The sequence below is a fragment of the Vulgatibacter sp. genome (assembly GCF_041687135.1).
Classification (GTDB): domain Bacteria; phylum Myxococcota; class Myxococcia; order Myxococcales; family Vulgatibacteraceae; genus JAWLCN01.
Genome location: NZ_JAWLCN010000002.1, coordinates 35315 through 47547, shown reverse-complemented (window position 1 = coordinate 47547; position 12233 = coordinate 35315). Strand labels below are relative to the sequence as shown.

11 protein-coding genes are annotated in these 12233 nt (G+C 70.5%); 2 read left to right on the top strand and 9 right to left on the bottom strand.

Annotated features, from left to right (window positions below; genetic code table 11):
- Positions 1-34 precede the first annotated feature (34 nt).
- Positions 35-2134, top strand: coding sequence for a transketolase (gene tkt, locus ACESMR_RS04165; RefSeq protein WP_373045321.1), 2100 nt, complete (start codon positions 35-37; stop codon positions 2132-2134).
- Here tkt and pgi read toward each other — a convergent pair whose 3' ends face one another.
- From pgi to ACESMR_RS04120, 9 genes are all read right to left on the bottom strand, one after another.
- Positions 2135-3754 (bottom strand): glucose-6-phosphate isomerase, encoded by a 1620-nt coding sequence (gene pgi / locus ACESMR_RS04160; RefSeq protein ID WP_373045319.1) that lies wholly within the window; start codon positions 3752-3754, stop codon positions 2135-2137.
- 124 nt (positions 3755-3878) lie between these two features.
- Positions 3879-4328 (bottom strand): hydrogenase maturation protease, encoded by a 450-nt coding sequence (locus tag ACESMR_RS04155; RefSeq protein WP_373045317.1) that lies wholly within the window; start codon positions 4326-4328, stop codon positions 3879-3881.
- Positions 4328-5617 carry a Ni/Fe hydrogenase subunit alpha gene (locus tag ACESMR_RS04150; protein WP_373045315.1) on the bottom strand — a complete coding sequence of 430 codons (1290 nt, stop codon included), beginning with the start codon at positions 5615-5617 and terminating at the stop codon, positions 4328-4330. The genes ACESMR_RS04155 and ACESMR_RS04150 overlap by 1 nt, the downstream gene beginning before the upstream one ends.
- Positions 5607-6395, bottom strand: a complete 789-nt coding sequence (locus ACESMR_RS04145; protein WP_373045313.1) for an oxidoreductase — start codon at positions 6393-6395, stop codon at positions 5607-5609. The genes ACESMR_RS04150 and ACESMR_RS04145 overlap by 11 nt, the downstream gene beginning before the upstream one ends.
- A 2-nt stretch (positions 6396-6397) precedes the next feature.
- Positions 6398-7225 (bottom strand): FAD/NAD(P)-binding protein, encoded by an 828-nt coding sequence (locus ACESMR_RS04140; RefSeq protein ID WP_373045311.1) that lies wholly within the window; start codon positions 7223-7225, stop codon positions 6398-6400.
- Positions 7222-7683: a cyclic nucleotide-binding domain-containing protein gene (locus tag ACESMR_RS04135; protein WP_373045309.1), complete on the bottom strand. Its 462-nt coding sequence runs from the start codon at positions 7681-7683 to the stop codon at positions 7222-7224. Before ACESMR_RS04135 ends, ACESMR_RS04140 begins: the two co-directional genes overlap by 4 nt.
- Positions 7680-8810, bottom strand: a complete 1131-nt coding sequence (locus tag ACESMR_RS04130; protein WP_373045307.1) for a 4Fe-4S dicluster domain-containing protein — start codon at positions 8808-8810, stop codon at positions 7680-7682. The genes ACESMR_RS04135 and ACESMR_RS04130 overlap by 4 nt, the downstream gene beginning before the upstream one ends.
- A 96-nt stretch (positions 8811-8906) precedes the next feature.
- Positions 8907-9227 (bottom strand): hypothetical protein, encoded by a 321-nt coding sequence (locus tag ACESMR_RS04125; protein WP_373045305.1) that lies wholly within the window; start codon positions 9225-9227, stop codon positions 8907-8909.
- Positions 9228-9400: 173 nt separating this feature from the next.
- Positions 9401-10264 (bottom strand): DUF4397 domain-containing protein, encoded by an 864-nt coding sequence (locus ACESMR_RS04120; RefSeq protein ID WP_373045304.1) that lies wholly within the window; start codon positions 10262-10264, stop codon positions 9401-9403.
- Between the two features lie 342 nt (positions 10265-10606).
- Here ACESMR_RS04120 and ACESMR_RS04115 point away from each other — a divergent pair, with 342 nt between their 5' ends.
- Positions 10607-12229, top strand: coding sequence for an ABC-F family ATP-binding cassette domain-containing protein (locus ACESMR_RS04115; protein ID WP_373045302.1), 1623 nt, complete (start codon positions 10607-10609; stop codon positions 12227-12229).
- Positions 12230-12233 lie beyond the last annotated feature (4 nt).

Sequence of the window (12233 nt, the reverse complement as noted above, 5' to 3'; positions counted from 1 at the left end):
GCCGAGCCATTGCCGCGTGCCCATCTGTAGGCCCATGAGCAAAGCCACCCCCCTCGATCAGCTCTGCATCGACACCTTGCGAACCCTCGCGATGGACGCGGTCCAGGCGGCGAAGTCCGGCCATCCGGGCACGCCCATGGCGCTCGCGCCGGTCGGCTACTGCCTCTGGCAGCGCTTCCTCCGCTACGACCCGCAGGATCCGATCTGGCCCAACCGGGATCGCTTCGTCCTCTCGGTGGGCCACGCCTCGATGCTCCTCTACGGGCTCCTCCACCTCGCCGGGGTGAAGGCCGTCAACGCCGAGTACGAGCAGGTCGGCTCTCCCTCGGTCTCCCTCGACGACATCCGCAACTTCCGGCAGCTCGACTCGAAGACGCCCGGCCATCCGGAGTATCGATGGACGAGTGGGGTGGAGTGCACCACCGGTCCGCTGGGCACCGGCAACGCCACCTCGGTGGGCATGGCGATCGCTTCCCGCTGGCTCGCCGCCCGCTACAACCGCCCCGACTTCACCCTCTTCGACTACGACGTCTACTCCCTCTGCGGCGACGGCGACCTGATGGAGGGCGTCTGCAGCGAGGCGGCGTCCCTCGCCGGCCACCTCCGCCTCGACAACCTCTGCTGGCTCTACGACAACAACCGGATCACCATCGAGGGCGCCACCGGCCTCTCCTTCAGCGACGACGTGGCCACCCGCTTCGTCGGCTACGGCTGGAACGTGCTCCGGGTCGCCGACGCCAACGACCTCGAGATGCTCAGCCGGGCGCTGCGCACCTTCCGGGCCACCACGGGGCGGCCGACGCTCATCATCGTCGACAGCCAGATTGCCTGGGGCGCGCCCAACCTGCAGGGCAAGGCGAAGGCCCACGGCGAGCCCCTCGGCGAGGAGGAGATCCGGCGCACCAAGCGCTTCTACGGCTGGCCCGAGGACGAGAAATTTCGTGTGCCCGACGGGGTGCGCGAGCATTTCGCCGCGGAGATGGGCAAGCGCGGCGCGACCCTGCGCAGCGACTGGCTCGAGCTCTTCGACCGCTACCGGGAGCGCTTCCCGGCGGAGGCGGAGGAGATCGTGCGGATGCAGCGCCGGGAGGTGCCCGCCGGCCTGGACGCGGAGCTCCCTACCTTCCCGGCGGATGCGAAGGGGATGGCCACCCGCGTCGCCTCGGGGCAGGTGCTGCAGAAGGTCGGCGAGAAGATGCCGTGGCTCCTCGGCGGCTCGGCGGACCTCGCCCCCTCGACCAAGACGCTGCTCGGCTTCCCCGGCGCCGGCGATTTCCTGGCCGGCCAGTGGGATGGCCGCAACCTGCGCTACGGCATCCGCGAGTTCGCGATGGGCTGCGCCTCCAACGGCCTCGCCCTCTCCAAGCTCCGCGCCTACGCGTCGACCTTCCTCATCTTCAGCGATTTCGCCCGTGGCGCGATCCGGCTCTCGGCGCTGATGGAGCTGCCGGTGATCTGGATCTTCACCCACGACTCGATCGGTGTCGGCGAGGACGGTCCCACCCACCAGCCGGTGGAGCAGCTCGCCTCGCTCCGCGCGATCCCGGGCCTGGTCGTGATGCGACCCGCCGACGCCAACGAGGTGGTGGAGTGCTGGCGCGTCATCGCCTCGCTCCGCCACGAGCCGGTGGCGCTGGTGCTCACCCGGCAGGACGTCCCCACCCTCGACCGCAGCCGCTACGCATCGGCTGCGGGCGCCGCCCGCGGCGCCTACGTGCTCGCCGACGCTGCGCCGGGACAGAAGCCGGAGGTGATCCTCATCGGCACCGGCAGCGAGCTGCAGCTCTGCGTCGCCGCCCACGAGGAGCTCGCAGCAGCCGGGATTCACTCGCGGGTGGTGAGCATGCCCTCCTGGGAGCTCTTCGAGCAGCAGGAGGAGGCCTGGCGCGACGAGGTGCTGCCGCCGGACGTGATCGCCAGGGTGGCGGTGGAGCAGGGCGCCACCCAGGGCTGGGCCCACTACGTCGGCAACAAGGGCGCGGTGATCGGGATGCACACCTTCGGCGCGTCGGCGCCGCTGGCAGAGCTGCGGCACAAATTCGGCTTCACGCCGGAGCGGGTTGCGGATGCCGCCCGGGAGCAGATCGCCAGGGCCCGGGGCGAGCTGCAGGGCCCGCCCCGCTTCCGCGACTGATCAGGCGAGGGAGCGGTAGCGGCGGATCAGCGCCGCGGTGGAGCTGTCGTGGGGATGCTCGGCCTTCCCCACCAGCTCCGGCTCGATCCGCCGGGCGAGGGCCTTGCCCAGCTCCACGCCCCACTGGTCGAAGGAGTTGATCTGCCAGATCACGCCCTGGGCGAAGACCTTGTGCTCGTAGAGCGCGACGAGCTGGCCGAGCACGAAGGGCGTGAGCTGCCTGGCGAGGAGGGTGTTGGTGGGCCGGTTGCCCTCGAAGGTGCGGTGGCGCACCTGCTCGGCCTTCACCCCCTCGGCCCGGACCTCCTCCTCGCTTTTTCCGAAGGCAAGCGCCTCGGTCTGGGCGAGGAGGTTGGAGACGAGCAGGCGCTGGTGTTCCTCCATGCCGTGCGGATCCCTGCAGAAGCCGATGAAGTCGGCGGGCACGATCTCGGTTCCCTGGTGCAGGAGCTGGAAGAAGGCGTGCTGGCCGTTGGTCCCGGGCTGGCCCCAGACGATGGGGCCGGTGCGATAGTCGACCGGCGTGCCGTCGAGGCGCACGTGCTTGCCGTTGCTCTCCATGTCGAGCTGCTGCAGATAGGCCGGGAAGCGGTGCAGGTACTGGCTGTAGGGAAGCACCGCGTGGCTGGCGAAGCCGAAGAAGTCGCCGTACCAGATGCCGAGGAGCGCGAGGAGCACGGGCAGGTTCCGCTCGAAGGGCGTGGTGCGGAAGTGCTCGTCCATGGCGTGGAAGCCAGCGAGCATCTCCCCGAAGCGCTCCGGCCCCACGGCGATCATGAGCGCGAGGCCCACCGCCGAGTCGTAGGAGTAGCGGCCGCCGACCCAATCCCAGAAGCCGAACATGTTCTCGGTGTCGATGCCGAAGCGCTTCACCTCCTCGGCGTTGGTCGACACCGCCACGAAATGCCGGCGGATCGCCGCCTCGTCGCCGAGCCTGCCGAGGAGCCAGCGCCGGGCGGTCTGCGCATTGGTCATCGTCTCGATGGTGGTAAAGGTCTTCGAGACCACGACGAAGAGCGTCTCCTCTGGATCGAGATCCTGCGTCTTCTCGTAGAAGTCGGCGCCGTCGACGTTGGAGACGAAGCGCACGGTGAGCTGGCGATCGGCAAAGGCCTGCAGCGCGTCGTAGGCCATGGCGGGACCGAGGTCGGAGCCGCCGATGCCGATGTTGACCACGGCGCGGATCGGCTTGCCGGTGTGCCCCTTCCAGCGGCGGTCGCGGATCTGCCGGGAGAAGGCGGCCATGTGCTCGAGCACCCGGTGCACCTCGCCGACCAGGTCGGCGCCGTCGACGACCAGGCGCTTCCCCTCGGGCATCCGCAGGGCCACGTGGAGGACCGACCGGTTCTCGGTGGTGTTGATCCGGTCGCCGCGGAACATCGCCTCGATCGCCTGGTGCAGGCCGGACTCGGAGGCGAGGCCGACGAGGAGGCGCAAGGTCTCGTCGGTGACCCGGTTCTTCGAGTAGTCGAGGTAGAGGCCGTCGGCCTCGCAGGCGAGACGCTCGCCGCGCTTCGGATCCTCAGCGAAGAGGTGGCGGAGGTGGAGGGAGCGGATCTGCTGGTGGTGGCCTGCGAGCGCTTTCCACGAGGGGCGCTCGGTGAGCGGTGCGATCGGCATGGTGGGGCTCCCGGAGCTGGAGAGCGCCGGAGCGTCCCCGGCGGCTTTCGTTGCGTCCCGACGAGTAGCGCATCGGCTGCGCCGAAGGCATGGGCAAAGCGTGCTATTTCGGCGCAGGGCGCTTTCAGCGACGTGTCGCAGGCAACAGGAGCCGGCGGATCGCATCGACAGCGACGGGAATGGCCGCGGCGACGGCGGGGCTGAGACCGGTACCGCTGCCGGGTGCCGGCGGCGGCCCGATCCCGATGCCGAGGATCCGGACCTCTGCCGTGGCGCCTTCGCCAGCGGCCAGGTGCCGTGCCAGCGCCAGGGCCTCGGCGAGGCCGACGCCATGGCTGGAAACTCGCACCACCGCTGCGAGGTCCCGCTCCTCCAGCCAGCGCACCAGCCCGGGGGGGAGGCCCGCCACCGCGTCGACGATCACCAGCGGACCGCAGCCGCCGAGGCGATCGAGCAGCCCCAGGGGATCACCGAGCGCCTCCGCCTCGAGGCCCGCGGCCTGCGCCGCCGCCGCCACGGCGAGGCCCACCCCGTCGTCGCCGGCTGCATGCTGCCCGAGGCCGAGCACCAGCATCAGGCCTCCTCCACGTGGAGCTCGAGGAAATGGGTCGAGCAGGAGATGCAGGGGTCGTGGTTCCGGACGAGTCGTTGCGCGAGGAGCCGGGCCTCCCGCCGCGGGAGCGTGGCCAGCTGGCCACCGGCTGCGGCGAGATCGCCCTCCATCGTGGCGAGGTTCTGCGTGGTGGGCGGCACGTTGGTGGCGTCGAGCAGCTGCCCCGCCTCGTCGACGGTGTAGCGGTGGTAGAGGATGCCGCGCGGCGCCTCGGTGCAGCCGTGGCCGGTTCCGGCCACCTGTGGCACCTCGACGAAGGGAGCTGGCGGCGGGGACCAGCTCGCCGCGATCCGCGTGGCCTCGTCGAAGGCGTGGGCGATCTCCACCAGGCGGACGAGGAGACTCTTGTAGGGGTTGGTGCAGGAGGGCCCGAGTCCCGCAGCCAGCGCCGCCGCCCGCACCGTGGGCGCGAGCCGCTCGAAGTTGTGGTGGTAGCGCGCCAGCGGACCGCAGAGATAGGTGCCGCCCTCCCGCAGGTGCGCCTGCAGCGCGGTGGACCACGGCACCTGCTCCTCGGTGAAGTGGGCGTCGAAATCCTCCACGGCGAGGGTGCCGCCGTTGGAGATGGCGATGCGCCCTTCGCACATCGGATATTCGTCGGGGTGCTGGAGCGAGACGAGGGTGTAGTCCCGATCGAAGTCGGGGAAGGGGAGCTGCGCCGCCCAGCCAAGGAGCTCCAGGGCGGTGTCGCGGCCCCAGCGCAGATCGGGCAGCAGATCGTCGAGATCGCCCCGCCCCGGGACCCGGTAGAAGCCGCCGATCCGCACGCTCACCGGGTGGATCGATCGGCCGCCGAGCCTGGCGACGAGTGCGTTCCCGATCGCCTTGAGGCGCAGCCCCCGGCGCACCACCTCCGGCTCCTGCACGGCGAGGGCGAAGCCGTCCGGCAGCCCGAAGAAGTCGGGCAGGTGGAGGAGGAAGACGTGGAGGGCGTGGCTCTCGATCCACTCGCCGCAATAGAGCAGGCGGCGCAGGGAGCGCAGGGGCCCGTCGACCCGGATGCCTGCAGCGGACTCGAGGGCATGGCAGGCACTCATCAGGTAGGCGACGGGGCAGATCCCGCAGATCCGGGCGGTGATGTCGGGGGCGTCGAAGCGCGAGCGTCCCCGGAGCAGCGCCTCGAAGAGCCGGGGCGGCTCGAAGATCCGCAGCTCCACCGACTCGACCCCGCCGTCGCGCAGGCGCAACGTCACGGCGCCCTGTCCCTCGACCCGGGAGATCTCCGGGATCTCGATGATCCTACGGGCCACCTTCCGCCTCCTCGTCCGCTGCCGCCTCCCGGAAGGCGGGCGCGTTCGCGTGGAAGTTGCGGAAGGCGCGGATCACGCCGGCGCGGTCCAGGCCGAGCTGGTGGAGGTTGCCGCGCAACGACCGGGTGTCGGGGGTTTCCATCGGGCCGAAGCAGCCGTAACACCCGCGGTGGTAGCTCGGGCAGAGGGCACCGCAGCCTGCGTGGGTGACGGGGCCGAGGCAGGGGGTGCCGCGGGCCACGACCACGCAGACGTTCCCCGCCTCCTTGCACTCGACGCAGACGCTGTGCGGCGGCACCTGCGGCTTCCGCCCGTGGAGATGGGCCTTCACCACCTCGAGGAGCTGGTGCTTGTTCACGGGGCAGCCCTGGAGCTCGAAGTCCACCGGGACGTGGTCGCCGATCGCGGTGGAGGTGGCGAGGGTGTCGACGTACGCGGGCGTGGCGTAGACCAGCGCCAGGAAGCCGGCAGCGTCGGCGAAATTGCGCAGCGCCTGGATCCCCCCTGCGGTGGCGCAGGCGCCGATGCTCACCAGCCGCTTCGACCCCGCGCGGATCCGGCGGATCCGCTCCGCGTCGGCGGGGGTGGTGATCGAGCCGTCGACGAGCGAGAGATCCCAGGGGCCCTTCGCCGCCCGGGAGGTCGCCTCGTTGAAGACGGCGATCTCGACCTGCCCGGCGAGTTCGAGGAGCGACGCCTCGAGGTTGAGGAGCGAGAGCTGGCATCCGTCGCAGGAGGCGAACTTCCAGACCGCGAGGCGGGGCTTCCTCTTCGCCATCTTCAGATCTCCCGCTTCTCGAAGAGGAAGGCGATCCTGTCGAGGCGGAGCACCGGCCCGTCCTTGCAGACGAAGGCGGGACCCAGCTGGCAGTGGCCGCAGAAGCCGATGCCGCAGACCATGTTGCGCTCCATGGAGACGTGGATCGCCTCGTCGGGGATCCCGCGCAGGCGCAGGTCGCGCACGGTGAAGCGCATCATCGGCTCGGGGCCGCAGAGGAGGACGGTGGTGCGCGGCGGATCGAGGACGAGGCGATCGAGGAGGGCCGGGACCACGCCGACGTGCCCGTCCCAATCGATGCCGGCCCAATCGACGGTGACCAGCACCTCCGCTTCTTCTGCCCAGCTGGCCAGCTCCCGGCGGTAGAGGAGATCGGCAGGGGTGCGGCTGCCGTAGAGGAGGATCAGCCGGCGGTACTGGCGGCGGTGGCGCAGGAGGTGGAGGAGGGCGGGCCGGAGCGGCGCGAGGCCGAGGCCGCCGGCGACGAGGAGGACGTCGCCGCCAGCCGCCTCCTCCAGCGGCCAGGCGCTGCCGTAGGGACCGCGCACGCCGACGGTCCCGCCGCGGCGCAGGCCGGCGAGGATCCGGGTGGTCGTGCCCGCATCGCGGATGGTGTGGAGGAGCAGGCCGCGGGGCGTGGTGCCGGCGATCGAGATCGGCACGTCGCCCACCCCGAAGGCGTAGAGCATGTTGAATTGGCCGGGGCGGTAGGCGAGGAGGGCCGGGGCCTTCGTGGTGTCGATGCGCAGGGTGACGGTGTCGTGGCTCTCGCGGACCACCGAGCGCACCGGCAGCGCCGCAGGTGCCCAGGGCTGGGCCGACGGGATCAAATCTCCCCCCGGTAGAGATCGAGGCGCTGGAGGCGCACCCGCTGCAGCCGCTTCCAGGTCTGGGCGAAGAGGCGCTGCGCCACCGCGGCGCCGAGCACCGGATCCTCCTCCATCTGCCGGCGCAGGCAGGACGCATCGAGGACGAAGGCCGCGGTCGGCTCCAGGGCCCGGGCATCGAGGTGCCAGCGGTAGGGCGGGACGAGCCAGGAGAGGCCGAGGACGTCGCCGGGGCCGAGGGTCTCGATCCGCTCCGCGCCACGCCCCGGGACCTGGACCTCGAGGGCGACGCGGCCGGTGCGCAGGAGGAAGAAGGTCGCGGCCTCGGCGCCTTCGCGGAGCAGGAAGGCCCCGGCGTCGAAGCTGCGCTCCTGTCGGCAATCCGCCGCGCGCTCGATCACCGGGGCCGGGAGCCCGGCGAAGAAGGGATGGTTGGCCAGGGCTTCGGGGATGGCGTTCACGCAACGGCCCCGTCGGTGGCGCGGATCGCCGCCACCTCCTCGGTGATGTCGATCGCCACCGGGCACCAGGTGATGCAGCGGCCGCAGCCCACGCAGCCCGAGGTGCCGAATTGATCGATCCAGCTGGCCACCTTGTGGACGAGCCATTGCCGGTAGCGCGCCTTGTGGGTCGCGCGCACCGCGGCGCCGTGGAGCTTCGAGTGGCCGAGGGTGAAGCAGGAATCCCAATGCCGGGTGCGCTCGGCGGTCTCGCCGGTGAGATCGGTGGTGTCTTCGACCCGGGCGCAGAAGCAGGTGGGGCAGACCAGGGTGCAGTTGGTGCAGGCGAGGCAGCGGTCCGCCACGTCGTCCCAGCGTGGATGCTCGAGGTTCCGGTAGAGGAGCTCCTTGATCCCTTCGGTCTCCATCCGCCGGCCCATCGAGCGTGCGGTGCGCTCCACCACGGCTGCAGCCGCCGCCTCGTCGGCGGCGGAGGCCTGCACGGGAGCGAGCCGCTCGAGGAGGGCGGCGCCCCTTTCGCTGCCCACCTCGACGAGGAAGCGATGGCCGCCATCGTCGAGGAGCTCGGTGAGGGCGAGGTCGAAGCCGAAGCTGGCCTTCGGTCCCGTGCCCATCGAGACGCAGAAGCAGGTGCCGCCGGCGGTACCGCAGTTGACCGCCACCACGAAGACGTCGCGGCGGCGCGCCTCGTAATCCGGATCGGCGAAGGGGCCCCGGAGGAAGGTCCGGTCCTGGATCTCGATCGCGTGGATGTCGCAGGAGCGGGCGCCGATCAGCGCGAGCCTGGGAGGCGGGGCCACGTCGTGGAGCAGCGAGAAGCCCCCTTCGCTCCTGCGGGCGCGCCAGAGCGTGGCCTTCGGGACGAAGAAGCGCTGCTTGAACGATTGGGGGCCCGCGGCGAAGCCGAAGAGGGCGAGGTCGTCACGGCGGCGGAGGCGGTAGGTGCCCGCCTCCTGGTCCTCGGTCCAGCCCTCGGGCAGATCCGCCACGCCGGCGATCTCGTCGAGGACGATGGCGCCGTCGCGGACGGTGGGGCCGACGAGCAGGTAGCCGTCGTCACGCAGCGCTCCGAGGAGCGCAGGAAGCTCTTCCCGCTGCAGGACGTGCTGCTGCGCGCTGGTGGTCATCGATCCCCCGGAGGCGTTCCCGCAGTGTCCCTACGCAGCGCGTGCGTCGGAACCCTCCATTTGCGGGCTCGCCAGCGGATCATCGATTCTCCGCGGTCAGTCCTCGTCGTCGAGGTCGGCGTAGCCGACGAAGTCGCCGCGCAGGATCTTGCCGCCCTCGCCCTGGATCGCCTCGAATTCCCGGGAGCAACTGGGGCAGGTGAGGGTCTCCACCTCCACCGGCTCGGGACGGGGCACGCCCTTCACCACGTGGAGATAGGCCTCGAGGAGGAATTCATCGGAGCCGCAGGCGCAGACGAGACCGCTGTCGTCGAGGAACTCCGAGTCGGCCTGCTCCTGCTCGACGTCCGCGAGGGTGCGTTCCGTCTCCCAGTTGGTCTGCGGACCGCGCTCGCCCTGCCGCCCCTTGCGTGCCATCTCGCGTCCCCTGTCGCTGGTGCCGGCTGCTGCTTGCGCCGGCGGGTGCTCTCCATCCTGCCCGAAAAACACGCGGCGGAGCGGATGCATTGCGATGTGGCCGGCGGAAAAAGAGCGGCCGGGCGGGGACGCGCCCGGCCGCTCCCCCCGTTCAATCGGGGCACGGCAGCCGGCTACTCCACGTTGGGCGGGACCGTGGTCACCGCGCCGGTTTCCGGCTGCACGCTGACGAAGACGTCGCCGGCCTCGTCGGTCACCGCGTAGAGGTTGTAGTACTGGCCGGCCTCGAGCTCGGGCAGGGAGAAGACGAAATCGGCGGCACCGTCGTCGTTGGCGTCGATGCCGACGTCGTACTGGCCTGCAGGGAGGTCGAGCGCAGGCGTGAAGGTACCAAAATCGACGTCCTCGACGATCGCTACCGCGGGATCGACGCTGACGTTGAGAATGTCCACCTGCCCGACGCCCACCGCGGTGTGGCCCAGCCGGACCCGGGCGCTGCTCGCGGGGATGCCGTCGACCTCGTCCTGGTTGGCCGCTGCCTGGAGCGTCGCCACCTCGTCGAAGGCGACGCCGGTCCACGATTCGCCTGCGCCGAGGGGCAGGGGCGGCGTGGTCAGGACGGCTGCGGTGATCGGCTCGCCGGCGGGCACGATCGAGATCTCGTAGGTGCCGGGCTCCACCTCCACGTACTCGGTTCCGGTGGGGAAGCTCGCCGCCTCGAAGAGTGGGGTCTCGCCGTCATTGGCGTAGACGTCCACCGCGCCGGCATCCGGCGAGAGGTGGATCACGCGGAGCATCGCCATGTCGGCGGCGCCACCGGCACCGCCCGCCCCACCGGTTCCACCCGCGCCACCGGTTCCACCCGTGCCGCCGGTTCCACCGGTGCCGCCGGTTCCACCGGTGCCGCCGGTTCCACCGGTGCCACCGGTGCCACCGGTACCGCCGTTCCCGTCGCCGTCGTCGTCCGTGTCGCAGCCAATGAGCGGCGCTGTCACCAGCAGACCCGCCGCGAGCATCCATGCTCCGAACTTCCGCATCGTTTCCTCCCGACCGGTGCCGCAGCACCGTCCCCCCACCCATGTGGAGGCCTTGTCTAGGGTTTCCCTTCCGGGCCACGGGCTGCGGCTCTTCGAGACCGCTCCGTCGCCAGGCGAGCGACGAAACGATGCTAGGGATTGTTCAGGGTTGCGGACTCACCCATCTGGGGGCTGCGGGCAGGTCGCGGGGGGTGCGAGGTGCGCCCCGGCAGGCGGACGCCTCCTTTTTCTGCACGCGGCGCGGCAAGGGCTTGACCTGAACCCTCCATCCGGGCCAAGCGACCCGCCGGGCATGACGCCTGCCCCGGCGCCGTTCCCGTGCACACACCCTGAGGTCCCGCTTTGATTCGTTTCGACTCGATCAGCAAGCAGCACGGCAACCAGATCCTCTTCGTGGAGGCCTCCGCGGTCCTGAACCGCGGCGAGAAGGTCGGTCTGGTTGGCCCCAACGGCGCCGGCAAGTCCACGCTCTTCCGCATGGTGATGAAGCAGGAGTCGGCGGACGAGGGCCAGGTCGCCGTCGATCGCGGCGTGACCATCGGCTACTTCAACCAGGACGTCGGCGAGATGAAGGGCCGCTCCGCGGTGGCGGAGTGCATGGCGGGCGCCGGGCCGATCTCCGAGGTGGGGGCCGAGCTCAAGGAGCTCGAGCACGCCCTCGCCGATCCGGACCGAGCCGACGAGATGGAGAGACTGATCGAGCGCTTCGGCGAGGTGCAGGCGCGCTTCGAGGAACTCGACGGCTATTCGCTCGAGGGGAAGGCGCGGGAGATCCTCGCGGGCCTCGGCTTCTCCGAGGAGATGATGGACGGCGACGTGGGTGCGCTCTCCGGCGGTTGGAAGATGCGCGTGGCGCTGGGGCAGATCCTCCTGATGCGCCCCGACGCGATGCTGCTCGACGAGCCCTCCAACCACCTCGACCTCGAGTCGCTGATCTGGCTGGAGAACTTCCTCCGGGGCTACGAGGGCGCGCTCCTCATGACTTCCCACGACCGCGCGTTCATGAACCGCATCGTGAACAAGATCATCGAGATCGACGGCGGCAGCCTCAACACCTACTCGGGCAACTACGACTTCTACGAGCAGCAGCGCGCGCTCAACGAGGCGCAGGCGCAGGCAGCCTTCGAGCGGCAGCAGGCGATGCTCGCCAAGGAGATGCGCTTCATCGAGCGTTTCAAGGCGCAGGCCGCCAAGGCAGCGCAGGTGCAGTCGCGGGTGAAGAAGCTCGAGAAGATCGAGAAGGTCGAGCCGCCCAAGCGCCGCGTCACCCAGCACTTCGACTTCCGGCCGGCGCCGCGCTCCGGCGACGACGTCTGCAAGATCGAGAACGTGGCCAAGGGCTACGGCAGCCGGAAGATCTACGAGAACTTCGACTGGCTCGTGCGCCGCGGCGAGCGCTGGTGCGTGATGGGCGTCAACGGCGCCGGCAAGTCCACGCTCCTCAAGCTCGTCACCCAGACCGTCCAGCCGGACACCGGCAACGTCACCGTCGGCGCCAGCGTGAAGGTGGGCTATTTCGCCCAGCACGCGATGGAGGTCCTCGAGGGCGAGCGCACCGTCCTCGAGATGCTGATGGACACCTTCCCGCGCTCCACCCAGGCGGCGCTCCGCACGCTGGCCGGCTGCTTCGGCTTCTCCGGCGACGAGGTGGAGAAGAAGTGCCGGGTGCTCTCCGGCGGCGAGAAGGCCCGGCTGGTGCTGGCGATCATGCTCTTCGATCCGCCGAACTTCCTCGTGCTCGACGAGCCCACCAACCACCTCGACATGGCCACCAAGGAGATGCTGGTGGAGGCGCTCAAGAAGTTCGAGGGGACGATGCTGATCGTCAGCCACGACCGGCACTTCCTCAGCGCGCTCTCCAACCGCGTGCTCGAACTCACCCCGGAAGGCATCGTGCCCTACCAGGGCGGCTACACCGAGTACGTGGCGGCGTCGGGGCACGAGGCGCCGGGCCTGCGCAGCTGATGCG

Coding starts and splice junctions, on each gene's coding strand:
- ACESMR_RS04130 (WP_373045307.1), bottom strand. CDS start 8,810: ATGACCACCAGCGCGCAGCAGCACGTCCTGCAGCGGGAAGAGCTTCCT.
- ACESMR_RS04125 (WP_373045305.1), bottom strand. CDS start 9,227: ATGGCACGCAAGGGGCGGCAGGGCGAGCGCGGTCCGCAGACCAACTGG.
- tkt (WP_373045321.1), top strand. CDS start 35: ATGAGCAAAGCCACCCCCCTCGATCAGCTCTGCATCGACACCTTGCGA.
- pgi (WP_373045319.1), bottom strand. CDS start 3,754: ATGCCGATCGCACCGCTCACCGAGCGCCCCTCGTGGAAAGCGCTCGCA.
- ACESMR_RS04155 (WP_373045317.1), bottom strand. CDS start 4,328: ATGCTGGTGCTCGGCCTCGGGCAGCATGCAGCCGGCGACGACGGGGTG.
- ACESMR_RS04145 (WP_373045313.1), bottom strand. CDS start 6,395: ATGGCGAAGAGGAAGCCCCGCCTCGCGGTCTGGAAGTTCGCCTCCTGC.
- ACESMR_RS04120 (WP_373045304.1), bottom strand. CDS start 10,264: ATGCGGAAGTTCGGAGCATGGATGCTCGCGGCGGGTCTGCTGGTGACA.